This is a genomic window from Methylobacterium sp. C33D (assembly GCF_053345825.1).
The window spans coordinates 13902-37712 of record NZ_JBKFAV010000045.1 but is presented as its reverse complement, the minus strand read 5'-3'; the positions used below and the strand labels follow the sequence as shown (position 1 = coordinate 37712).

Sequence of the window (23811 nt, the reverse complement as noted above, 5' to 3'; positions counted from 1 at the left end):
GCTGCCGGATCCACGCTGCTGTCCCCGCTGCGCGGCTGCGAGACGAAGCGCGGGTCCCCTCTCCCGGACGGGAGAGGGAGCAGGTCGCGCCCTGCCACCACCGCCGGTGTCCACCGGAGATCCGTGATCACCGTAGCCTCCGCGGGGCAGGAGGCGCGTCGTCACCCGCCGCGCCCTCTGCCGTTCCCGCGCACCCGGAAACCCAGATGCTGCTCACCCTCGACATCCTGACCACGGCGGCGATCCTGTTCATCGTCTCGATCGGCCTCCTGGCGATCTTCGGCGTGCTCAAGATCATCAACTTCGCCCACGGGGCGTGGCTGACGGTCGGCGCCTACTGCGCGGTGGTGACCGCCCGGCTCGGGCTCAATCCGTGGCTGGCCCTGCCGCTCGCCTTCATCGTCGGCGCGGCGCTCGGCGGGCTCGCCGAGCACTTCATCATCCGCCCGCTCTACCGGCGGCCCCTCGACGCGATCCTCGCCACCTGGGGGCTCGGCATCGTGGTCGGCCAGCTCATCACGCTGGCCTTCGGCCGGGACGTTCAGCTCACCCCGAACCTCTACGCCGGGACCGTCGAGGTCCTCGGCGTCGACTACTCGGCCTACCGCCTCGTGGCGCTCGGCATCGCGCTGGCGATCGGCACGCTGTTCGCGCTCACCATCGAGCGGACCCGGCTCGGCCTCTCGGCCCGGGCGGTGATCATGAACGAGACCCTGGCGCGCAGCCTCGGCATCGACACGGGCCGCGTGCGCCTCGTCGTGTTCATGCTCGGCGCCGGCTTCGCGGGGCTCGCGGGCGTCCTGCTGACGCCGCTCACCAGCGTCGATCCGAACATGGGCGTCTCCTGGCTGATCGGCGCCTTCATGCTGGTGATGGTCGCCGACGCCTCGTACGTGGCGCTCGCGGCGGCCTGCCTCGTCTTCGGGGCCGCGCAGGTCCTGATCAGCACCTTCGTGAGCCCGATCCTGGGCAGCATCGCCGTCGCGGTGCTCGCCGCCCTCGTGCTGCGGATCAGCCCGAAAGGTTTCTCCCGTGCTTGAGACCCTGCCCGTCGCCGAGCGCGCCACCGCGGCGCCCGGACGCCGCCTGTCCCGCGCCGCGCCCTTCGTGGTCGCGGCCCTGGCGGCGCTGGCCCTCTGGATCGCGCCGCTCTTCCTCGACACCTTCGCGGTCAACGTCCTGACCCGCTCCATGATCTACGCCGTGCTGGCCGTCACGGTGGACCTGCTCTGGGGCTTCGCAGGGATCCTGACCTTCGGGCAGGCGGCGTTCTTCGGCATCGGTGCCTACGCCACCGCGATGATCCTCGCCGCCTACGGGGCGACGCCGCTGGGAATCGCCGCGGCGGTCGCGGCGGCGCTGGTCGCGCCGGCCCTGCTCGGCCTCGCGGTCGGCTGGCTGTCCTTCTACCACCGCTCGACACCGCTCTACGCCTCGGTCATCTCGCTGGTCGTCCCGATCGTCGTGGTGCAGCTCATCTACTCCGGCGGGGAATGGACCGGTTCCAGCAGCGGCCTCGTCGGCTTCGACGTCCTGCCCTTCGAGATCGAGGGCTATTTCCGCCTCGCGGCGCTGTTCCTGATCGTCGTCACCCTGGCGGCCTGGATCCTGGTCCGGGCCGATGCCGGCCGCGCCCTCGTGGCGCTGCGGGACAACGAGGCGCGCTGCGCCTATCTCGGCCTCAACCCGCGGCGCCTGCAGATCCGCCTGACCGCGTCGCTCGCCGCCGTGGCAGGGCTCGCGGGCTTCCTGTTCGCCAACGCCTCGGGCGTCGTCGCGCCCGAGAATGCCGGCTTCCTGTTCGGCACCGAGCTGGTGATCTGGGTGGCGCTCGGCGGCCGCGGCACGCTGCTCGGCCCGGTGCTCGGCACCGTCGCCATCGACTACCTCGCGGCGAACCTGTCGGGCGACCTGCCGTTCCTCTGGCAGCTCCTCCTGGGCACGGCCTTCGTGGCCATCATCATCCTGCTGCCGGGCGGCCTCGCCGACCTCGTCGGCCGCCTGTGGCGGGCGCTGCCGGCGGGCCGGCGGGAGGCCGCGCCGCCGCGCCTCGCCGCGCGGGCGGCCGGGTCGGAGCCGACCGGGACCGGGCTCCCGATCCTCAAGGTCGAGAACCTCGCCAAGGCCTACGGCGCCCTGACGGTTCTGGAGGGCATCGACCTGGAGATCCGGGCGGGCGAGCTCGTCAGCCTCGTCGGGCCCAACGGCGCCGGCAAGACCACGCTGATGCGCTGCCTCAGCGACGGCACCGAGCCGTTCAAGGGCGCGATCGCCATCGGCGGCACGCCGATCACCGGGCTGACGCCGAACCGGATCGTCGGCCTCGGGGTCGGGCGCAAGTTCCAGGTGGCGAGCGTGTTCGAGAGCCTGTCGGTGGCCGACTGCCTGCGACTCGCCCGGGCGTCCCGCGACGGCCTGAGCCCGGTCGGGCAGGCGGAGACGCTGGGCCTGCCGCAGCCGGCCCTCGACGTCCTGCGCATGACCGGCCTCGATCGCCTGCTGACCCGGCCGACGCGCCTCCTGTCGCACGGCCAGAAGCAGGCGCTGGAACTCGCCATGGTGGTCGCGCTGGAGCCGCGGCTGATCCTGCTCGACGAGCCCACCGCCGGCCTGACCAAGGCCGAGCGCACCACCATCGGGACCGTCCTCAAGGCGCTCACGGCCGAGGGCCGGATCGCCGCCGTGCTGGTCGAGCACGACCTCGACTTCGTGCGCGAGATCTCGTCCCGGATCGTGGTGCTGCACCAGGGCCGGCTGGTCCTGGACGGCACGGTCGAGGACGTCGTCGGCTCGGAACTGGTCCGGACCATCTATTCGGGAGGCGGCCATGGGTGAGGCAGCGCGGCGGGCAGCACGGCAGATCGCGCCGGCGGGGGCCGCCCTCGCCCTCGACCGGGTGTCGAGCGGCTACGGCGCCGTCTCCATCGTGAGGGACGTGTCCCTCTCGGTCGGGCCGGGGGAGATCGTGGCGCTGCTGGGCAAGAACGGCATGGGCAAGACCACCCTGCTCAAGACCGTCCTGGGGATGGTGGCCCTGCGCGGCGGCGCCGTCACGGTCGGGGGCCAGGCGCTCGCCGGCCTCACGCCGGCCAAGCTCAACGCGCTCGGCGTCGGCTACGCGCCGCAGGAGCAGCCCCTGTTCCAGGACCTGTCGATCCGCGACAACCTGCGCCTCGCGGTGCCCGCCGACCGGATGCTGCCGGAGGCGCTGGAGCGGCTGTTCGGCCACTTCCCGTTCCTGAAGGACCGGCTGGCCCAGCGGGCCGGCACCCTCTCGGGGGGCGAGCAGAAGATGCTGATCCTCGGGCGCGCCCTGATGCTGCGCCCGCGCCTCCTGCTGATCGACGAGATCTCCGAGGGCGTGCAGCCCTCGATGGTCGAGCGCCTGCGCGGCGTGCTCGAGGCCGAGCGGGCTTCGGGCGTGTCCATGCTGGTGGTGGAGCAGCACGTCGCCTTCGCGCTGGCGCTCGCCGACCGCTACGCGGTGCTCAAGCTCGGCGAGATCGTCGACAGCGGTCCCGCCCGGGTACCGGACGCGCAGGCGCGCGTCATCGATCACTTGGCGGTGTGAGGTCGGCCCGGATCCGCCACCGTCATCGCGAGCGCAGCGAAGCGACCCGGGGTCGCGCCACGCTCCCGGACGGAGCGCTGCTGGATGGCTTCGCTGCGCTCGCAGAGACGGTGGTGGATCGGGAGCAGGGAGGAGGAAGCCGTAAGCGCATGAGAGAACTCAACACCTTCTCGATCGCCGCCCGCTGCCCGCGCACCGGCCAGCTCGGCGTCGCGGTGGCGAGCGCCGTCCCGGCGGTGGGCGGGCTGTGCCCGTTCCTCAGGGCCGGGATCGGGGCCGTCACCACCCAGTCCTGGGTGAACCCCTACCTCGCCGCCCGCATCCTCGACGGGCTGGCCGGCGGGCAGGATCCCGACGCCGCGCTGGCGGCGGCGCTCGCCACCGACGACCGGCCGGACCTGCGCCAGCTCGGCCTCGTCGACGGGCAGGGGCGGGCCGCCGCCTGGACCGGCGCCGGCTGCACGGCAGAGGCCGGCCACCGCACCGGGGCGGGCTTCGCCGTCCAGGGCAACATGCTCGCCGGGCCGGGCGTGATCGACGCCATGGCGGAGGCGTTCGCGGGGAGCGCCGCCCGGGATCTCGACGAGCGGCTGATGCGCGCCCTGGAGGCCGGCGACGCGGCCGGCGGCGACCGGCGCGGCAAGCAGTCGGCGGCGCTCACGATCGTCGCCGGCGAGGATTACCCGCTCCTCGACCTGCGGGTCGACGAGCACGCGGAGCCCGTCGCCGAGCTGCGCCGCGTCCTGGCGGTCGCCCGCCGTCAGCTCGTGCCGTTCGTGGCCGGCATGCCCCGGAAGGACGGCCCGGCCGGTGCCCTGCCGGACGACGTCGTGGCGATGCTGCTCAGGCCCCCCGCCGAGCGACCGGGCGCTGCCGGGGCTGCAGCCCCCGACCTGCTGCGCGACGTGATCGGCCTGCGCCAGGACCCTGCGCGAGTCGCGCACCTGCTGGCTCAGTTCGCGCCGGTGCTCGCCGAGATCGCGCGGCTGCGCGACCTCGACCTCGCGGACATCCACCCGCCGGTCGTGTTCGATCCGACGCTCCCCTACCGCCGGGTGCCCCATGACGACCGCCGCGACTGACGCCCTCTGGCAGGCGCCGATCACCGAGCTCGCGCGCCGGATCGCGGCGCGGGAAGTGTCGAGCGCCGAGCTCGTCGGCGCCTGCCTCGACCGGATCGCGCGGCTCGACGGTACCCTGAGCAGCTTCGTCCACCTCCCGGCCGCGGCCCTCGACGCCGCGCGCGCGGCCGATGCCGAGATCGCCCGGACGGGTCCGCGCAGCCCGCTCCACGGCATCCCGATCGCCGTCAAGGACAACTACACCACGGCCGACATGCCGACCCGGGCCGGCACGGCGGTGGAGGCCCTGACCTTCCCGGCGGCCGACAGCCACGCCGTGGCGCGGCTGCGGGCGGCCGGCGCGGTGATCCTCGGCAAGACGCGGATGCACGAATTCGCCTGGGGCATGGTCACGCCGCCGACCCGCAACCCCTGGGATCCGGACCGGGTGCCCGGCGGCTCCAGCGGCGGCTCCGGCGCGGCGGTCGCGGCGCGCCTCTGCCCGGCCGCGCTCGGCTCGGACACGGGCGGCTCGATCCGGATCCCGGCCGCCCTGTGCGGGGTCGTCGGACTCAAGCCGACCTACGGCCGGGTCGGCCGGTCGGGGATCGTGCCGCATTCCTGGTCCCTCGACCATGCCGGGCCGCTGACCCGCACGGTCGCCGATTCCGCCCTGTTGCTGCAGGCCCTCGCCGGCCCGGATGCCGGCGATCCCGCGGCCAGCGCGGCGCCGGTCCCCGACTACACGGCCGGGCTCGACCGCCCGATCCGGGGCCTGCGGGTCGCGGTGATCCGCAACCACTTCTTCGACGCGGTCGACGACGACGTCGCCGACGCCGTCGAGGCGGCGCTCCGCTTCCTCGAAGACCGGGGCTGCGCGGTGCGCGACGTCGCGGTGCCGTCCCTGCGCCACGGCCTCGGCGCCATCTACGCCATCGAGCTCGCCTCCTCGACCGCCTACCACGACCGCAACCTCGCCCGGGGCCACGTGGCGGGCTTCGCCGCCGACGTCCGCGACCTCGTGGAGATGGGCCGGCTCGTGACCGGGCCGGACTACCTGCGGGCCGAGCGGGTGCGGGCCCTGATCATGGACGAGATGGCCGCCGTCCTGGCCGAGGCCGACGTGATCGTCGGGCCGGCCTCGCCGCTGACCGCGTGGCGGGCGGACGAGTCCGCGGTGACGCTCGGCGGGCGCGCCGAGAGCGTGCTGGCGGCCTCCTGGCGCCTGACCTACCCGTTCAACCTCGCGGGCCTGCCGGCACTCGCGCTGCCCTGCGGCTTCGACCGGCGCGGCCTGCCGATCAGCCTCCAGATCGCCGCCCGGCCCTTCGCCGAGGCCGAGATCCTGCGCGTCGCCCACCAGTACGAGCGGGCGCACGCGTGGTGGTCCCGGGTGCCGCCCCTGGCCGGCTGAGGCGCCGCCCCGGTCCCGCGCGGCTGTGCGGGACCGGGGCGGTCGATTGTACACAACCAATACCGTGCTGCTTCGCGAATATCCGCGTGATCTACCGATCAATGCGCGTGGAACCCTTTCTCCGCCGCTGCCGTTGCTGGCTTCGATTGAAGTCAGGAGGCTATCTATGCGCACCATCATCCTCTCGGGCGCCCTGTTCGCGGCCCTGTGCGGCGCCGCGAGCGCTGAGGAGACCACCGTCATCCGCCGGGACGGGCCCGCCGTCGTCGACCACCGCGACACCGTGGTCGAGAAGCGCGAGGTCACCACCGGCAGCGTCGATTGCGGCTCCAAGACCGTCCACAAGGAGGACGGCATGGGCAACTCCAAGACCGTCCACAAGGAAGGCTGCAACTGATCCGCGGCGGACAGCGACGCCCTGACGACCCTGGAGATCTCAGCATGACCAACAAGCTACTTCTGTCGCTGGCGACGGCCGGCCTCCTCGCCCTCCCGGTGGCCGCCCAGGCGCAGGGCACCCTGCGGGGCGCGGCCGAGGGTGCGGCGGTCGGCGCCGATGCGGCCGGCCCGGTCGGCGGCATCGTCGGCGGCGCGGTCGGCGCGGCGACCGGCACGGTGGGCGGCATCCTGGGCGTCGACGACCGCCCGCGGTTCCGCAGCTACGTCCGCGACCGCGGCGTGCGCTCGTACAGCTGGGGCGGCCCGGTCCGGGTCGGCACCGTGCTGCCGGAGGACAGCGTCACCTACTACGACGTGCCCACCGAGTACCGGGTGCGGCCGGGCTACCGCTACACCGTCGTGAACGACCAGCCCGTCCTGGTCGATCGCGGCCACCGCATCGTCGAAGTCATCGACTGATCGGGTAGGCGCCGGGATCCCGGCGCTCCGCCAGGCAGGACGGCCCGTTCGGCATCGCCGGGCGGGCCGTCGCGCGTGTGGCGGGCCGTGCCGGACGAGGAGACGAGCTCGCGCGTCTCGCGCGGGCACGGGCGCTGGAGGCGGGGCGCGACGGACCCCCTCTCCCGGGCGGGAGAGGGCCGGGGTGAGGGACGAGAAGGATCAGGATCGAGCGCCCCGTCGCCGTTCAGCCGAGGTCGAGACTTTCTCGGTGAGGCCGCATCCCTCACCCTGTCCCTCTCCCGCACGGGAGAGGGGACCCGCGGCCGGTCCTGAAGCCGCTGCCGACACGGACGCGCGGATCCGCCGGCCCCGCCGCGGGCGCGCTGCCGGTCGCGGCGGGATCGGCCGCCGCCTCACCCCCGCGTGAGCACCAGTTCCGGCAGGTGCAGGGTGATCCGGTAGGCCGACGCGTCGTGGCTGCGCGTCACGCGCGCCTCGAGCTGGCGCAGGGACATCTCCACCAGCAGGGTGCCGAAGCCCCGGCCCGGCCGCGGCTCGGCCACGCGGGCCACGCGCTCGCACCAGTCCAGGACGAGCCCCTCCGCCTGCCGGTCCCAGGTGACCGACAGCGCGCCGTCGTCGGACCCGAGCGCGCCGTACTTCACCGAGTTCGTCGCCCACTCGTGCAGGATCATCGCCAGCGACGACACGTGCCGCCAGTTGATCGCCACGAGGGGACCCTCGATCACCGTGGGGACGTGGTCGCGGTACGGGCGCAGGGTCGCGCCGATCAGGCCCGCGAGGTCGCTCATGCCCTGGCCGTCGGACGGGTCGGCCAGGGAATGCGCCCGCCCGAGGGCCGAGATGCGGTCGCGCATGTCGGTGGCGAAGACGCCGATCTCCCGGTGCGTGCGGGCGCCCGCCGAGATCATGCCGCCGATGATCGCGAACAGGTTCTTCACCCGATGGTTCATCTCCCGCAGCATCAGGTCGCGGGTCTCGGCGAGCGCGTATTCGGGCGACACGTCGATGCAGACGCCGACGATCCGCTTCCGGTCGCCGCTCCGGGTCAGGCGCCCGTAGCTGCGGATGTGCCGCGGCGCGTGGTCGGCGGCGCGCACGCGGAGGCGCGCCTCGAACTCGTCCAGCCCGTGCGCCGCCTGGGCGAGCGCCGCCTCGAAGCCGGGACGGTCCTCGGGCAGCACGCTGGCCGCCAGGGAGGCGGTCGGGTGCGGGGCGTCGGGCGCGAGGCCGAACATCGTGCCGGCGGTGCTGTCGACCACGACGGTCCCGGCATCGGGGCTGTACTCCCAGACGCCGATGCCCCCGGCCTTCACGGCCAGTTCCAGCCGCTCGCGCTCCGCGGCGAGCTGGCGCTCCAGCGACAGCGCCTCGGTGATGTCGGTGAGCACCAGGGTGGCGCCGTCGACGCTGCCGTTCTGCAGGCGGTAGGGCAGCACCCGCAGCGAGAGGGTGCGCTCCCCGTCCCGGGTGGCGACGCGCCGCTGGATCACCGAGCCGCCGGCGCAGACCTCCTGGGCGTCGTGCAGGTACTCGTGCCCGGCGAGCCGGCTCGACACGTCGGCGAGGGGGCGGCCGCGATCGCCCGGCTGCAGCGGGAAGATCGTGGTGGCCGACGTGGTGAAGCTGCGCACCTTCAACTCGCGGTCGAGCACCACGACGGCGAGGTCGGTGGATTCGAAGAAGTTGCGCAGGTCGGCATTGGCGATGGTGAGCTGCTCGACCTTGGTCTTCAGCTCGTCGTTGACCGTGGACAGCTCCTCGTTCGTCGACTGGAGCTCCTCGTTCATCGACATCATTTCTTCGTTGGAGCTCTTCAGCTCCTCGTTCGTCGTCTCCAGCTCCTCGACCGCCGAGCGCAGCTTGTAGCGCGTGCGCAGCAGCTCCTCTTCCAGCGCCTCGACGTGGTCGCCGCCGGCATCCATCTCGATCAGGTCGAGGTCGTCCGCCGCCCGGAAGGCGCCGGTGTCGCGCAGGACCAGGAGCATCGAGCCGTCGGGCAGGGGATCGCAGATCAGCTCCACCGGCTGGACGCCGTATTCCGAGCGGATCTCCACGTCGCGGACGACCACGCGCTTGCGCGCGTCGCGGGTCTGGCGGAGCAGCGGCCCGATCACGTCGCGCAGGCCCGGGCGCGCCAGGGTGATCGCGCTGGTGCCGCCGGTCCGGGTCACCGGGAAGTCGAAGTAGCGGCTCAGGCGGCCGTAGGCGGCGATGATGCCGCCATCCTCGTTGAGCACCATGCTGGGCGGGGCGTAGCGCTCCATGACGCGGCGCACCGCCACGGTCTCGTCGGCGATCGAGGGCTCGCCGCGCCGCTCCTCGCGGCCGCCGCGCCGGGTCTCGCCGCGCCGGGCGCTCCCGGGCAGGTCGATCGGGTATTGCGGCGCGCCCGGCGGACGCTCGAACAGGCGGGCGTGCTGGTCGATGACCGGGAACAGGTGCTCGAACCGGCTGACGCTCTCCGAGGGGCCGAGGAACAGGTAGCCCCCCGGCCGGACCGCGTAGTGGAACAGCGGCACCACCGATTGCTGGAGGCGCTCGTCGAAATAGATCAGCAGGTTGCGGCAGGACAGGAGGTCGACCCGCGAGAAGGGCGGGTCCTTGACCAGGCTGTGGCTGGAGAAGCGGATCAGGTCGCGGATCTCGGCCGCGACGGTGAAGCGCTCGGCGTGCGGGACGATGTAGCGCTCCCGCATGTGGGCCGGGATGTCGGCGAGCGCGGCGGCCGGGTAGGTCGCCTCCCGGGCGATCTGGAGCATGCGCTCGTCGATGTCGGTGGCGAAGATCTGGACCGCCGGCGGCAGGCCGAGGCGGCGGGCGGCGTCGGCGAACAGCATGGCGATGCTGTAGGCCTCCTCGCCGCTGGAGCAGCCCGGGATCCAGACCCGGATGTCCTCCTCGGGGTCGCGGGTGCGCAGCAGCGGCTCCACCGCCCGCTCCCGCAGGATCTCGAACAGCTCGGCGTCGCGGAAGAAGCGGGTGACGTTGATGAGGAGGTCGCGGAACAGCGCCTCGCACTCGGCCTTGTCGGCCCGGACGCGGCCGAGATAGGCCCGGGCGGAGTCGAGCCCGAGGACGTGCATGCGCCGCTCGACCCGCCGGACCAGGGTGGTCCGCTTGTAGCCGGAGAAGTCGTGGCCCACCGCCGCGCGGATGACCCGGCAGAGGTCGTCGATGTGGTCCGCGACGAGGCGGGCCTCGTCGTCGACGGCGTCGGTGCCCCGGCGGCGGAAGAAGCTCGTGAGGCAGTCCACGATCTCGCCCGGCGGCCGCACGAAGTCGACGAGGCTGGTCCCGACCGCCGAGAGCGGCATGCCGTCGTAGCGGGCGGTGTCGGGCTGCTGCACCACGCAGACGCCGCCGTGCTCCTTGATGGCGCGCAGGCCGGTCGTGCCGTCGGCCCCCGTGCCCGACAGGATCACGCAGGCGGCGTTGGCCTGCTGGTCGACCGCCAGCGACAGGAAGAAGTCGTCGATGGGCCGGCGCAGGCCCCGCGGCTGGACGAAGTGGGTGAGTTCGAGGACGCCGTTCTGGATGACGAGGCCGCGCCCCGGCGGGATGATGTAGACCTTGTCGCCCGCGATCCGCTCCCCGCCCTCGCACTGGAGCACCTCCAGCTCGGTCTGCCGGTCGAGGAGCTGCGCCAGCATGCTCTCGTGGTTGGGGTCGAGGTGCTGGACGATGACGAAGGCCATGCCGGTCGGCGGCCGGGCGCGCGCCAGCATCTCCCGCAGGGCCTCGAGCCCCCCCGCCGAGGCGCCGATGCCCACGACGGGGCCGGCGAAGGGCGGGGCGGTCACCGTGCCGGCGCCGTCCAGGACCTCCGAGGCCTCGCCTCCGGGGGCGTTAAGGAAATCCTGGTGCATCGAGATCCGCGAGCGTGAGCTTGGCCTGCGCGACCGTGGCGACCGTGTTGGCGATCGTCATCAGCGAGCCCTCGATGATGAGCCCACTCTCCGCAAGCGTCGGGGTCAGCCGGGACAGGGTCCGGCCGAGTTCGGCATCGTAGGCGGAAAGCAACTCGGGTTGCGAGCGGCTGACGTCGAATTGGGATGCGAAAAGGTAGCGCACCTCGCCCGACAGGGCCTTCAGTTTGGACATGTACAGTAGATTGACGAAGGGCTTCCCGTCCTTGCGGAAATTCAGGATCGGCGTGCGCACCGTGTCCTGCCGGTCGTTCTCCAGGAAGGCGTGGATCTTGGCCCGCGCCTCCCGGTTGTCGGCGTCGCGCTGGAGGAGGCGGCAATTGCGCCCGACGACCTCCGCGCCCGTGTAGCCGGTGAGCTGGTGGAACCGCTCGTTCACCAGGAGCAGGACGTTGTCGTCGCCCGCCGCGGCCAATGCCAGGGCGATGTGGGATTTCTCGAAGAAGGTCGTGAGTTCGGCCGGGATGGTCTGCGTGTCCACGGTAGATTCCCTGTCGCCTCCGTTCGGCACGGTCCTGCCGATCCTCTCCCAGGGCCGCCCGCCCGACGGGCCCCGTGCCGAGCACGCCCGCGATGGTGCCCGCGAGGACGCCCGCGAGGACGCCCTCATGGGCGCGCCGCCGCGGTATGGCAATGACGTCCGGGCCGGCGAACCCGTTCCGCGCGTCCCTGCGACGCCGTGTGCCTCCGGGGCACCAGCCGCCCGCGGCCTCCGGACCTCAGCCCTCGCCGCCGATGATGCCGCGGATGCGGGTGGCGAGCGCCTCCAGGGCGAAGGGCTTCGTCATCACCTGCATGCCGGGCCCGAGATGGCCGTGGTTGAGCGCGGCGTTCTCGGCGTAGCCGGTGATGAACAGGACCTTCAGGTCCGGGCGGTGCTGGCGGCCGGCATCGGCCATCTGGCGGCCGTTCATGCCGCCGGGCAGGCCGACATCGGTGATGAGCATGTCGATGCGCACGTCGGACTGGAGCACCTTCAGCCCCGAGGCGCCGTCCGCCGCCTCGATCGCCGCGTAGCCGAGATCCTCCAGCACCTCGGTCACCAGCATCCGCACGGTCGGCTCGTCGTCCACCACCAGGACCGTCTCGCCCTGCTCGGCGCGGGGCGCGTGGGCGAGGTCCGGCAGGCTCGCCTCGGCCTCCGCCTCGCCGAGATGGCGGGGCAGGTACAGGCAGACCATCGTGCCCTGGCCGACCTCCGAGTAGATCCGGACCTGCCCGCCCGACTGCTTGGCGAAGCCGTAGATCATCGACAGGCCGAGGCCCGTGCCCTCGCCCAGCGGCTTGGTGGTGAAGAACGGGTCGAAGGCCTTGGCGACCACGTCGGGGGTCATGCCGGTGCCGTTGTCCGAGACGCAGAGGGTCACGTACTGCCCCGGCTCCAGCTCGCGCTCCTGGGCGGCCCGGTGGTCGAGCCAGCGGTTGGCGGTCTCGATGACGATGCGCCCGCCCGCCGGCATCGCGTCCCGGGCGTTGATGCACAGGTTGAGCAGCGCGTTCTCGAGCTGGCTCGGGTCGACCAGCGTCGGCCACAGGCCGCCGGCCCCGACCGACTCGATCGCCACCGACGGGCCGACCGTGCGGCGGACGAGCTCCATCATGCCCTCGACCAGGCGGTTCGCGTCCGTCGGCTTCGGGTCGAGGGTCTGGCGGCGCGAGAAGGCCAGCAGGCGGTGGGTCAGGGCGGCGGCGCGCTTGGCCGCGCCCTGCGCCGCGCCGATGTAGCGGTCGAGGTCGCCGACCCGGCCCTGCAGCATCCGGGTCTGCATCAGCTCCAGCGAGCCGACGATGCCGGCCAGCATGTTGTTGAAGTCGTGGGCGAGCCCGCCGGTGAGCTGGCCGACCGCCTCCATCTTCTGCGACTGCCGCAGGGCCTCCTCGGCGCGCATCAGCTCGGCGGAGCGCTCGGCGACCCGCTGCTCCAGGGTCTCGTTGAGGCTGCGCAGCGCCGCGGTGACGCGGTCCCGCTCCGCCTCGACGGCGCGGCGCTCGTCCACGTCGATCAGGACCCCGGGGAAGCTCAGGGGCGTGCCGTCGGGCGCGTGGTCGACGCGGCCGTTGGCCTCCAGCCAGTAATAGTGCCCGTCGGCGCGGCGCACCCGGTACTGGTGCGCGTAGGCGCCGCCGCGGGCGACGGCCGCGTTGATCGCGGCCGCCAGACCGGGCTGGTCGTCCGGATGCACGGTCGCGACGATTTGGGCGAGGGGGATGCCGTCGCGGCCCAGCGCCGGGTCGAGGCCGAAGCTGCGGGCGAAGCCCTCGTCGACCGTGAACCGGTCGCTCGGCAGGTCCCAGTGCCACGTGCCGATGATGGCTCCGGCCGCGAGGGCGAGCTGCACGCGCTCGATGTTGGTCCGGGCGAGCGCCTCGCTGGCGCGCAGGGCGTCCTCCGCCTGCCGGCGCGCGGTGATGTCCCGGAACAGCACCGAGACCTGGCGCCGGCTCGCCGGCCCGATCCGGGCGGCCGAGACGTCGATGAAGCGGTCGGCCTGGGCGAAGAAGCGCTCGAACCGGATCGGGACGCCGGTCCGGAGCACGCCGCCGTAGAGTTCGAGCCAGGCCTCCGCGTCCTCGGCCGACACGAGGTCGCGCAGCGTCCGCCCGACGATGCCGGCGATGCCGGTGTGGCGCTCGTAGCCGGGATTGGCCTCGACGTGGACGTAGTCGCTCAGCGGGCCGTGCGGGCCGTCGAAGAACTCGATGATGCAGAAGCCGTCGTCGATGGCCTCGAACAGGGTGCGGTAGCGCTCCTCGCCGGCGCGCAGGGCGTCGCGGGCCTCGCGCTGCTCGGTGATGTCGCGCGCGACCCCGGAGAACCGCACCGGCCGCCCCGCGGCGTCGCGCTCGATCTCCCCCTGCCGCGCGATCCAGCGGATCTCGCCGGTATCCGGCCGCCGGATCCGGTAGACGACGTCCCGCGGGGCGTCGCCGCGGCGCCGGCTCGCCGCCGTCGAGACGAGGGCCCGGTCCTCCGGCAGGATCAGCGCCTCGACCAGCTCGGCCGGGTAGGTGTCGCGCGCCGGCAGGCCGTAGAGCCGGCAGAATTGCGGGGTCGGGTGCAGGAGCCCGTCCGCGACCCCCACGGTGAACAGGCCGATCCCGCCCGCCTCCTGCGCGCGCAGCAGGCGCGCCTCCGCCTCCCGGAGGGCCGAGCCGGCCCGGTCCGGGTCCGCGGGGGGCGGCGGGAGCGGCCGGGCGTCGCCGTCCCCCTCCGCGCCGGCCGCCCGCGCCCGGAGTCCGGCGGCCTCCTCCTCCAGCGCGCGGGCGCGCCGCAGCAGCGCCTCGGTCCCCGTCTCGTCCACGCTCAGCGCCCGCGCGTCGCGACCGAGTCCCCCGTCGGCCGCGCGGGGCGGTCGGGGCGGGTCGCTGGGGCCGGGAGGGCGGGTGATACGGGCACGGGGCTGGCGCTGCGACAGGGTGGCGGGTCGTGGCGCCTTCTGCCGGAAACGGACCTGGGACGCTACGGGAACGGACCATAACGCGCGGAAACCGCTAAGGCTGCGTCGGCCGGCCCGAAGGCGACGAGACCGGCGGGCGCCCCCGGGCGATGGGGGCGCCCGCTACGGCTCGGCGAGGCGGCAGGTGGCGCCGCTCGCGCGGGGCCAGCCGTAGTAGATCGTCTCAGTTTGCACGTCGGCGAGGCCCACGACCTCCGGCACCGAGGCCTGCTGCGTGTCGAGCACCGCCCCGCCGGCCCCGGTGAACGTGCACAGGACGGTCACGTTCGTCGCCAGGTCCGGGCCGGTGTTGCGCAGGTTGACCATCGCCCGCTGCGGCTCGTGGGAGTCCGGCGGCGTGTGCAGCCGGGTCTCCCGCAGGACCAGGGCGGCGTCGGCCCGCGCCGGCGGGGCGAGCGCGACGATCAGGCCGGCAGCCAGGAAGGCACCGGCCCGCCGCGACGACTGCATCCTGCGCATGGTCGATCCATCCTATCATCGTGCCGGGCGACGGTGCCGGGTCTGGCGACACGGTCTCGGCTCCGGCACCCGTCTCGATCCAACTTGTAACCCGGGATCCGGGTTCGCCGTCAGGCGCCCCGTGCCGAACGCACCGCCGAGCCGAGCCGAGCCGAGCCGAGCCCGAGCGGAGCCGAGCCCGAGCGGATCCGGCCTCAGTTGCGCAGCGGCGCGGCGTCGATCTGCATCCGGTAGATCGTCGTCGGGAACTTGACCGCCGATGCGCCGCCGCCGCTCATCGCCGGCGTGCGGTTCATCTGCGCCGCCGGGATCCACAGGCCGCCCTGCTCGTCGATCCACATCGCGTCGACCCAGACGAGGCGCGGGTCCTGGACCAGCGTGCTCATCGTCCCGTCCGGCGCGATCTTGAGGATCCGCAGGCCGTCCGTGTCGCTCGCGTAGATGGTGCCGCCCGCGTCGATGGCGGTGCCGCCCGTCGCCACCGTGGCGGCGTGGAGCTTCACGTGCTTGGCGCGCTCGTCGTCGCTCACGGACGCGTCGTCGAGGTACCGGGTCTCGATGCTGTAGAGCGGCCCGGTGCACGCTTGGTAGTAGAAGGTCTTGCCGTCCGGCGAGACTTCCAGCTGGTCGGCGTGGATGAAGAGCAGCCTGTCCTTGTCGTCCCGGAGCACCCGGCCCTGGCCGGTCAGCGGGCGCTGCGCGATGGTCGACCAGTGGCCGTCGAGCACCCGCCGCAGGCCGCCGGTCTGGCGGTCGAGGACGATCAGCCCGGGCTGGCCGGCATCCGTCAGGTAGATGCGGCCGCCGTTGAACCGGAAATCGTCGATGAAGCTCTTCTCGGTGGTCGCCGCCTGCAGCGGGTAGACCCTGCGCACGGCGTTCGTGGCGAGGTCGATCTGCACGAGCTTCGGGCCGCCCGGCAGCGGCGCCGCGCCCATGCCGGGCGCGCCCTTGTCGACCACCCAGAGGTCCCCGTCCGGGCCGATGCGGATGGCGTTGACCGCGACGAAGGCCTTGGCCGGGTCGTCGCCCGTCTTCCAGGCGTTCCAGGCCGCGTCGGGGAACGGGACCGCCTTGCCGTCCCGCCACTCGCCGAGCTCGATCCCCTTGTCCTTGCTCTGCCGCTGGAACGGCGAGAACAGCCGGCCGTCCGAGGACCGGGTGATGCCGTTGAAGACGAGGTCGTCCGATTCCACCATCGGCTTGAGGGCGTCGGACCCGGCCGGCGCCTCGGCGGCGCGGCCGGGCGTGCCCAGGCCGACGGCCAGCAGGAGGGCGAGGAGCGTGGCGCGCATGGTGGGATTCCGGTCCGGCGGTGAAGCGTCTCGCCCGGTAAGCCCGCGGAACGCGCGGTGTTCCGGGCCGGTCCCATCGGCCGCAGTCGTGAGTCCGGCGCGAGTCCGGCGCGAATCCGGCGCAGGCCGCGCAGGAGGCACCTGCGACGCTTCGCCGGGGCTGGATCCGGCGGAGATCAGAACATATAGTGAACACAGGGTGAGCGCCGCGCGGGGCGGCCGAGGAGGAGCGAGGGATGGCCAAGTACCGGTTCCACTGCACCAACGGCCTCGAATGCGTGTTCGACGCCCGCGGCACCGAGGTCCGCGCGACGGCCCGCCTCGTCGACCGGGCCCGGAAGGTCGCCTCGGACGTGCGGCGCTCGCTGGCCAACCGCACCGACTGGGCCGAGTGGCGGGTGAGCGTGCACGACCTCTCGGGCCGGCGGGTCCTGGTGCAGCCCTTCGTGCAGCCCTTCGAGCACCCCTTCGAGCACCCCTTCGAGAAGGCGTCGGGTCGCGCCAGGGCGGCCTAGATGGTGGCGCCGATCAAGACGGTCCGCCCGGGACCGGTCCCGGGCGCGACCGCCGCGGAGGCGGATCGGACGATCCGTCCCCTGAGCCTTGCCGAGTTCATCGGCCAGCGCGCGGCGCGGGCGAACATGCAGGTGTTCATCGAGGCGGCGAGGAAGACCGGCCAGGCGCTCGACCACGTGCTGTTCGTCGGGCCGCCGGGCCTGGGCAAGACCACGCTGGCGCAGATCGTGGCGCGCGAGCTGGGCGTGAACGTCCGCTCGACCTCCGGACCGGTGATCGCCAAGGCCGGGGATCTGGCCGCGCAGCTCACCAACCTGGAGGAGCGCGACGTCCTGTTCATCGACGAGATCCACCGGCTCAACCCGGCGGTCGAGGAGATCCTCTACCCGGCCATGGAGGATTACCAGCTCGACCTGATCATCGGCGAGGGCCCGGCGGCGCGCTCGGTCAAGATCGAGCTGCCGAAGTTCACCCTGGTGGGCGCCACGACGCGGGCGGGCCTGCTGACGACGCCGCTGCGCGACCGGTTCGGGATCCCGATCCGGCTGGAATTCTACGAGATCGACGAGCTGGAGCAGATCGTGGCGCGCGGCGCGCGGGTGCTGGGCCTGGGCCTGTCGGCGGAGGGCGCCAACGAGATCGCCCGGCGGGCGCGGGGCACGCCGCGGATCGCGGGGCGGCTGCTGCGGCGGGTGCGGGACTTCGCGGTGGTGGCGGAGGCCGAGACGGTGACGCGGGCGATCGCCGACCGGGCACTGCAGCTCTTGGACGTGGACGGGGCGGGTCTCGACGTGATGGACCGCAAGTACCTGAGCCTGATCGCGCGCGCGTTCGGGGGCGGTCCTGTCGGCATCGAGACGATCGGGGCGGCCCTGTCGGAGCCCCGGGACGCGATCGAGGACATCATCGAGCCCTACCTGATCCAGCGCGGCTTCGTGCAGCGCACCCCCCGCGGGCGCGTCCTCACCCGCCACGCCTACCGGCACCTGGGCCTGCCGGAGCCCGAGGCGGCCGCGGTCGCGGCCTGAGCGCCGGCCGAATTGCCGGATCCCGCGGCCGGCCCTAGCTTCCCTCCGCACGGCGGAGGCGCCCGCGATGATCGATCTCTACGCCTGGAACACCCCCAACGGCCGGAAGATCAGCGTGGCGCTGGAGGAGATGGCGCTGCCCTACCGGGTCATCCCGGTCGACATCACGCAGGGGGCGCAGCACGCGCCCGACTTCCTGGCGATCAGCCCGAACAACCGCATCCCCGCCATCGTCGACCCGGACGGGCCGGACGGGTCGACGATCCCGGTGTTCGAGTCCGGGGCGATCCTGCTCTACCTCGCCGAGAAGACCGGCCGCTTCCTGCCCGAGGACCGGCGGCAGCGCGTCGCCGCCCTGGAATGGCTGATGTGGCAGATGGGCGGCTTCGGGCCGATGCCCGGTCAGGTCCACCACTTCCTGACCGTCGCGGAGGCCGACCGCGCCTACGGCCTCGCCCGCTACAGCAAGGAGACGCACCGGCTCTACGGCGTGCTGGACCGGCGCCTCGCGCAGGTCGCGTACGTCGCGGGACCGCTCTCGGTGGCGGATTTCGCGATCCTCGGCTGGGCGTGGCGCCACGAGCGCCATCAGGTCGACCTCGCCGACTACCCGCAGGTCCGGCGCTGGTACGACCGGATGATGGCGCGCCCCGCCGTGCAGCGGGGCTTCGCCGTCCCGCTGAGCTGAGGCGGGGCGCCCCTGGTCCGGCGCTTGCGACGCCGGGATCCACCGTTCGCGGAGTGACGATGAGGCGACGCACCTTCCTGGCCGCGGGGGCCGCGGCCCTGGCGGCCCCGTCCGTCGGGCGGGCGCAGGGCGCCCGGGTCCTGCGCATGGTCCCCCAGGCGAACGTCACCTCGATCGACCCGATCTGGACGACGGCGATCGTCACCCGCAACCACGCCTACGTGATCTACGACACGCTGTTCGGCCTCGACGCCGACCTGCGGCCGCAGCCGCAGATGGCGGCCGGCCTCAAGGTCGAGCAGGACGGGCGCCGGGTGACGATCCCCCTGCGCGCGGGCCTGCGCTTCCACGACGGCACGCCGGTCCTGGCACGGGACTGCGTCGCCAGCATCCGGCGCTGGGCGGCGCGCAACGGCTTCGGCCAGACCCTGATGGCCGCCACCGACGAGCTCGCCCACGACGGCGACACCGACATCGTGTTCCGCCTGAAGGCGCCGTTCCCGCTCCTGCCGCAGGCGCTGGCGAGCGTCAGCCAGCCGGCCTTCGTCATGCCCGAGCGGGTCGCCCGGACCGACCCGTACAAGCAGATCACCGACGCGACCGGCTCCGGGCCGTTCCGCTGGAAGGCCGACGAGTTCAACTCGGGCAGCCTGATGGTCTACGAGCGCCACCCCGGCTACGTGCCGGCGCCCGGCACGCCCAGCCTGACGGCCGGCGGCAAGGTCGCCCATTTCGACCGGATCGAGTGGCGGATCATCGCCGACGGCGCCACCGCCGCGGCGGCCCTGCAGAACGGCGAGATCGACTGGTACGAGCAGCCGCCGCCCGAACTCCAGCAACTGCTCGCCCGCAACCGCGACATCGTGGTGGAGGGCCTCGACCGGCTCACCAACCCGGCGATCCTGCGGATGAACCACCTGCAGCCGCCGTTCGACGACGTCGCGGTGCGCCGGGCGGTGCTGCCGGCGATCGTCCAGGGCGACTTCATGGCGGCGATCGCGGGCGACGATCCGGCCAATTTCAACGATCGCTGCGGGATCTTCACGCCCGACACGCCGATGGCGACGCAGGCCGGCCTGGACGTGCTCACCGGGCCGCGCAGCCTCGACGCCGCCCGGGCGGCGCTCAAGGCCGCGGGCTACGACGGCGCGAAGATCCGGCTGATCGGCCCCACCGACATCCTGGCCCCGTCGGCGCTGACCCAGGTCGCGGCCGACCTGCTCCCCCGGATCGGCTTCAACGTCGACCTGGCCCTGAGCGACTGGGGCACGGTGATCCAGCGGCGCGTCTCCCGCGAGCCCGTCGAGAAGGGTGGCTGGTCGGTGCTGCTCACCACCTTCTCGTCCTTCGACAACGCCGACCCCGCCGCCCTCCAGCCGCTCCGGGCCAACGGGCCGAACGCGTGGTTCGGCTGGCCGTCGGTGCCGCGGCTGGAGGCGCTGCGGACCGCGTGGTTCGCGGCCTCCGACGCGGAGGCGCGCCGGGCGATCTGCGCCGACATGCAGCGGATCGCCCTCGAGGAGGTCGTGTTCGTGCCGGTCGGCTCCTACCGCTCGATGACCTCCTACCGGCGCACCCTCACGGGCCGGCTCCCGGGATTCCCGATCCTCTGGAACCTCCGGCGCGCCTGAGGGCGCCGGAGGCGCCTCAGGACGGCATGACCGGCGGGTGGTAGGTCAGCGTGAAGGCCAGCGCCCAGAGCAGGAACAGCACCAGCGGCAGGTGCACGATCAGCTGCAGGAAGCTGAAGCCGACGATGTCGCGCGCCTTGAGGCCGATGATGCCCACGAGCGGCAGCATCCAGAACGGGTTGATCAGGTTCGGCAGCGCCTCGGCGGCGTTGTAGATCATCACCGCCCAGCCGAGATGGACCTTCAGCTCGTTGGCCGCCTGCAGCACGTAGGGCGCCTCGAGCAGCCACTTGCCGCCGCCCGACGGCACGAAGAATCCGAGGATCGCCGAGTAGACGCCCATGGTCAGCGGGAAGGTGCCGGTGGTGTTGAGGCTGACGAAGGCGTGGGTGATCGCGTCGGAGGCCGAGGCCCCGGCGGCGTTCTTCGGCCCCGTCAGCATGCCGCTGATCGCCGCGTAGAGCGGGTACTGGATCAGGATGCCGGCGGTGGCCGGCACCGACCGGGCGACCGCCGTGAGGAAGCGCTTCGGCCGCCAGTGCAGCAGCAGGCCGAGGGTCAGGAACAGCAGGTTGTAGGTGTTGAGGTTCGAGATCGCCACGATCCAGGATTGGCGCGCGAATTCCTGCACGATCCAGCCGCCCGCGATCAGCACCAGCAGGAGCGTGAGGATCGGCGAGTGCTCCAGCCACTCGCCGGGCTGGCGCGGGGGCGCGAGGTCGTTGGTCTCGCGGGCCACGTCGACGCCGAGCGCCTCGGCGGTCACGGCGGTCTCCCGCCGCGGGGCGGAGGCGTAGGCGATCAGGATCGAGACCACGAACAGGATCGCGGCGACCAGCATCGACTGCCACAGGAAGATCGTCTCGCTGAACGGGATCACGCCCGAGATCGCGAGGAGGTTCTTGGTCAGGCTCGCGGGGTTCGCCTGGAGCTGCGCCGCCGAGGAGCTGAGCCCCAGCGCCCAGGTCGCGCCGAGGCCGAGATAGGCGGCCGCGCCGGCGGCGCGGTAATCCATCCGCAGGTCGGTCCGGCGCGCCAGCGCCCGCACCAGGAGGCCGCCGAAGATCAGGCTGAGGCCCCAGCTCAGGAAGGACGACACCATCGTGGCGGCGGCCACGAACCCGACCGCGCCGCGGCCGGAGCGCGGGATCCGCGCCAGCCGCTCGATCAGCGCCTGCATGGGCGGCGACACCGCCACCACGTAGCCGCCGATGGTCACGAAGGCCATCTGCATGGTGAAGGGGATCAGGCTCCAGAAGCCGTCCCCGAAGCTCTTGGCGACGGCCGCCGGGGCCGCGCCGTTCGCCATCGCCCCGAGGGCGACGATCACCACCGCGATGGCGACGAAGATGAAGGCGTCCGGGAACCAGCGCTCCGCCCAGTTGGTGAAGCGGATGCCCAGCCGTTCCAGCGTCCCGGCCGCGGTCGAGGCGGCCGGATCGGCCGGGCGGGGACGGGTCTCGGGGGCTGTATCGGCGGGCGGGGCGGCCATGGAACTCCTCCGAAGCCGGCTCTTCGGGCCGGTGGCCCACTCAGGATGGCGCGGGCGGAGGTCCGCTCAAGGTGCCGTGTCGGTCACGACCGTGACAGTGGGGCGCCCCTGACGGCGGATGTCGCCCGGCGGCCGCGTCAGGCCCCTCTTCAGGCCCCTCTTCAGGCCCTGCGGCGCACCGCGCCGGCCTCGGCCACGCGCCCTGCCTCGCCCTCCGTCTCCTCCTCTGTCTCGCGCGCCAGCCGCTCCAGCAGGTCGGCGAGGGGCATCGGGCGGCCGATGTGGTAGCCCTGGGCGTAGCGGCTGCCGTGCCGCTGCACCACGTCCAGCTGGGCCTGCGTCTCGATCCCCTCGACGATCCCGTCGAGGCCGAGGTTGCGGCACAGGTCCAGGATCGTGGAGACGAGGCTGCAGCCCCGGTCCGTGTCGATGTCGGCCATGAAGCCGCGGTCGATCTTGATCTTGTCCAGCGGCAGGCGGTGGACGTAGCCCAGGCTGGAATAGCCGGTCCCGAAATCGTCGAGGGCGATCTTGATGCCGAGGCTGCGCAGGGTGGTGATGGCCGCCTTGGCGTGGTCGAAGTCGCGCATCAGGGCGGTCTCGGTCAGCTCGAGCGTCAGGCGGCGCGGGTCGAGGCCGCTGCCCCGCACCGCCGCCAGGATCGCCAGGACGGTCTCCGGCGCGGCGAGGTCGTGCGCGGAGAGGTTGAAGGACAGGCCGGTCCCGGGCGGCAGCCGCGCGCCGTCGGCGAGCGCCTTGCGCAGGAGCAGGAGCGTCACCGTGTGGATCATGCCGCAGCGCTCGGCCGCCGCGATGAACCGGTCCGGCGCGACGGGGCCCAGCGTCGGGCTCGTCCAGCGCGCCAGACCCTCCACGAAGGCGGTCCGCCCCGTCTGGAGGTCGAGGACCGGCTGGTAGTGCAGCACCATCTCGGCGGCGAGATCCGCCGTCCGCAGGGCCGTCTCCACCGCCTGCTCGGCGCGGATCGCGTCCTTGTGCTCCTGCGAGAACAGGGTCGTGGCGCCGCGCCGCTGCTCCTTGGAGTGGTAGAGCGCGTAGTCGGCGCGGTCGAACAGGGCGTCGGCGTCGTGCGGGATCCGGCAGGGCAGGGCGAGCCCGCCCGAGCAGCCCGTGACGACGCGGATGTCGCCGATCCGGATCGGCTGCTGCAGCGCGGTGCAGACGCCGTCGCAGAAGGCGAGCGCCGCCGCGGCCGAACCCGGCGCGCGCAGGAGCACGCCGAACTCGTCGCCCCCCAGTCGCGTCACCACCACGTCGGCGCCCGCGAAGCCCGCGAGGCGGCGGCCGGCCTCCGCCAGCACCCGGTCGCCGACATTGTGCCCGTAGGTGTCGTTGATCGGCTTGAAGCGGTCGAGGTCGAAGATCGCCAGAGCGAAGGGCGTCTCGGTCGCCGCGGACGACCGGATCGCCTCGTCGAGCTTCTGGAAGAAGTAGCGCCGGTTGGGCAGGCCGGTCAGGCTGTCGGTCTGGGCGAGGCGCGCGTTCTCCTCCGAGAGCCGGCTCGCCACGGCCTGGGACGCCACGAGGTCGACGAAGGCCCGGTAGTTGGTGTTGAGGATGCGGACCATCACCGCCGTCACGAAGGCCGTGTTGGCGGCGATGGCCAGGAAGACGTCGTTCCCGCTGGTCACGCAGCAGAACAGGAACACGCTCATGACGATGCCGGTCACCAGGAAGGCCGCCACCGGCAGGTGCGTCAGGCAGAAGATGCAGGCGATCACCGTGACGGCCACGAAGATCGCCACGTGGCCCTGCTCGTAGGGGCCGCCGTACCGGTTCAGCACCATCGCCCAGACCACGAAGGCGGCCGAGAAGAAGACCGTGAGCGCCGTGGTCAACCGCAGGTGGCGGGCCGCCCGCGCCTCGCTGAACGTCTCGGGCCGCAGGCGCAGCCAGTGCGCCGCCCGCACCACGCACAGCGCGATCACGACGGCCGGGATGCCGAGCGTCAGGGCGGCGGGCGCCAGACCGTAATGGGTCAACGCGAGTGCGCCGGCATTGATCGAGAGAAGCCCGTAGAGGGTCGGGACCTGCTTCTGCAGCTCCGCGAGCTGACGCGTGGCGGTCAGTCCGCGGGCGGATGTGGTCCACGTCGCGATCAGTAACGAGAGCGGGTGTTTGGAACGGTTCATTGGAGCTGCAGCTGCGCAATTTCCGTATTACTATTTTTCTTTCATTAAAGAGACATTTAAATGGCGGCAGAGCAGGATGGTCCTCCGAGGCGTGGCCGCCAGCGCTCGCGAGCCTTTTCTCGACGATCTGCAGAAGACGCGCCCGCGATCGATCGGATTTGCGGAGGCATTCGCCCGGTCTTGACTGATTGAGGCTCCGAACTCTCTTGCCGCAATTGCTGTGGATTCATTTCAGGTCTTCGTCGACTTGTCCCG

The 23811-nt window shown here is 72.8% G+C and carries 18 protein-coding genes; 11 read left to right on the top strand and 7 right to left on the bottom strand.

What is annotated here, in order from left to right; translation table 11 throughout:
- Positions 1-206 precede the first annotated feature (206 nt).
- From ACLBXO_RS26935 to ACLBXO_RS26905, 7 genes are all read left to right on the top strand, one after another.
- Positions 207-1040 carry a branched-chain amino acid ABC transporter permease gene (locus ACLBXO_RS26935; RefSeq protein ID WP_331316322.1) on the top strand — a complete coding sequence of 278 codons (834 nt, stop codon included), beginning with the start codon at positions 207-209 and terminating at the stop codon, positions 1038-1040.
- On the top strand, positions 1033-2835 hold the full coding sequence (locus ACLBXO_RS26930) for a branched-chain amino acid ABC transporter ATP-binding protein/permease (protein ID WP_447687326.1): 1803 nt from the start codon (positions 1033-1035) through the stop codon (positions 2833-2835). The genes ACLBXO_RS26935 and ACLBXO_RS26930 overlap by 8 nt, the downstream gene beginning before the upstream one ends.
- On the top strand, positions 2828-3571 hold the full coding sequence (locus ACLBXO_RS26925) for an ABC transporter ATP-binding protein (RefSeq protein ID WP_331316325.1): 744 nt from the start codon (positions 2828-2830) through the stop codon (positions 3569-3571). Before ACLBXO_RS26930 ends, ACLBXO_RS26925 begins: the two co-directional genes overlap by 8 nt.
- 149 nt (positions 3572-3720) lie before the next feature.
- Positions 3721-4653 (top strand): DUF1028 domain-containing protein, encoded by a 933-nt coding sequence (locus ACLBXO_RS26920; protein WP_447687325.1) that lies wholly within the window; start codon positions 3721-3723, stop codon positions 4651-4653.
- On the top strand, positions 4634-6046 hold the full coding sequence (locus tag ACLBXO_RS26915; protein ID WP_447687324.1) for an amidase: 1413 nt from the start codon (positions 4634-4636) through the stop codon (positions 6044-6046). The genes ACLBXO_RS26920 and ACLBXO_RS26915 overlap by 20 nt, the downstream gene beginning before the upstream one ends.
- 166 nt (positions 6047-6212) lie before the next feature.
- Positions 6213-6443 carry a hypothetical protein gene (locus ACLBXO_RS26910; RefSeq protein ID WP_020096055.1) on the top strand — a complete coding sequence of 77 codons (231 nt, stop codon included), beginning with the start codon at positions 6213-6215 and terminating at the stop codon, positions 6441-6443.
- A 44-nt stretch (positions 6444-6487) separates the two neighbouring features.
- The gene (locus ACLBXO_RS26905) at positions 6488-6904 is read left to right on the top strand and encodes a DUF1236 domain-containing protein (RefSeq protein WP_447687323.1); all 417 of its coding nucleotides are present in this window, start codon (positions 6488-6490) and stop codon (positions 6902-6904) included.
- A 395-nt stretch (positions 6905-7299) separates the two neighbouring features.
- Here the strand turns inward: ACLBXO_RS26905 and ACLBXO_RS26900 are convergent, their stop codons facing one another.
- The 5 genes from ACLBXO_RS26900 to ACLBXO_RS26880 form a co-directional block, all read right to left on the bottom strand.
- Entirely contained in the window at positions 7300-10776 is a 3477-nt protein-coding gene (locus ACLBXO_RS26900) for a CheR family methyltransferase (RefSeq protein WP_447687322.1), read from the bottom strand.
- Positions 10757-11317, bottom strand: coding sequence for a PAS domain-containing protein (locus tag ACLBXO_RS26895; protein WP_447687321.1), 561 nt, complete (start codon positions 11315-11317; stop codon positions 10757-10759). Before ACLBXO_RS26895 ends, ACLBXO_RS26900 begins: the two co-directional genes overlap by 20 nt.
- Before the next feature lie 238 nt (positions 11318-11555).
- Complete coding sequence (locus tag ACLBXO_RS26890) at positions 11556-14138, bottom strand: PAS domain-containing protein (protein WP_447687320.1); 2583 nt, start codon at positions 14136-14138, stop codon at positions 11556-11558.
- 258 nt (positions 14139-14396) lie between these two features.
- Positions 14397-14753, bottom strand: coding sequence for a hypothetical protein (locus tag ACLBXO_RS26885; protein ID WP_331316335.1), 357 nt, complete (start codon positions 14751-14753; stop codon positions 14397-14399).
- Between the two features lie 194 nt (positions 14754-14947).
- Positions 14948-16048 (bottom strand): SMP-30/gluconolactonase/LRE family protein, encoded by a 1101-nt coding sequence (locus ACLBXO_RS26880; RefSeq protein ID WP_331316336.1) that lies wholly within the window; start codon positions 16046-16048, stop codon positions 14948-14950.
- A 236-nt stretch (positions 16049-16284) separates the two neighbouring features.
- Between ACLBXO_RS26880 and ACLBXO_RS26875 the strand changes: the two genes are divergently transcribed.
- From ACLBXO_RS26875 to ACLBXO_RS26860, 4 genes are all read left to right on the top strand, one after another.
- Positions 16285-16563, top strand: coding sequence for a DUF6894 family protein (locus tag ACLBXO_RS26875; protein WP_447687319.1), 279 nt, complete (start codon positions 16285-16287; stop codon positions 16561-16563).
- A complete protein-coding gene (gene ruvB, locus ACLBXO_RS26870; RefSeq protein WP_447687318.1) occupies positions 16564-17592 on the top strand; it encodes a Holliday junction branch migration DNA helicase RuvB in 1029 nt (342 codons plus the stop codon). It abuts the gene before it with no gap.
- 67 nt (positions 17593-17659) lie between these two features.
- Positions 17660-18280 (top strand): glutathione S-transferase family protein, encoded by a 621-nt coding sequence (locus ACLBXO_RS26865; protein ID WP_447687317.1) that lies wholly within the window; start codon positions 17660-17662, stop codon positions 18278-18280.
- A 59-nt stretch (positions 18281-18339) separates the two neighbouring features.
- A complete protein-coding gene (locus ACLBXO_RS26860; protein ID WP_331316339.1) occupies positions 18340-19911 on the top strand; it encodes an ABC transporter substrate-binding protein in 1572 nt (523 codons plus the stop codon).
- Positions 19912-19927: 16 nt separating this feature from the next.
- Here ACLBXO_RS26860 and ACLBXO_RS26855 read toward each other — a convergent pair whose 3' ends face one another.
- Both ACLBXO_RS26855 and ACLBXO_RS26850 read right to left on the bottom strand, forming a co-directional pair.
- On the bottom strand, positions 19928-21403 hold the full coding sequence (locus tag ACLBXO_RS26855; RefSeq protein ID WP_447687316.1) for a short-chain fatty acid transporter: 1476 nt from the start codon (positions 21401-21403) through the stop codon (positions 19928-19930).
- A gap of 161 nt (positions 21404-21564) precedes the next feature.
- Positions 21565-23556 carry a putative bifunctional diguanylate cyclase/phosphodiesterase gene (locus ACLBXO_RS26850; RefSeq protein WP_447687315.1) on the bottom strand — a complete coding sequence of 664 codons (1992 nt, stop codon included), beginning with the start codon at positions 23554-23556 and terminating at the stop codon, positions 21565-21567.
- Between the last annotated feature and the right edge of the window lie 255 nt (positions 23557-23811).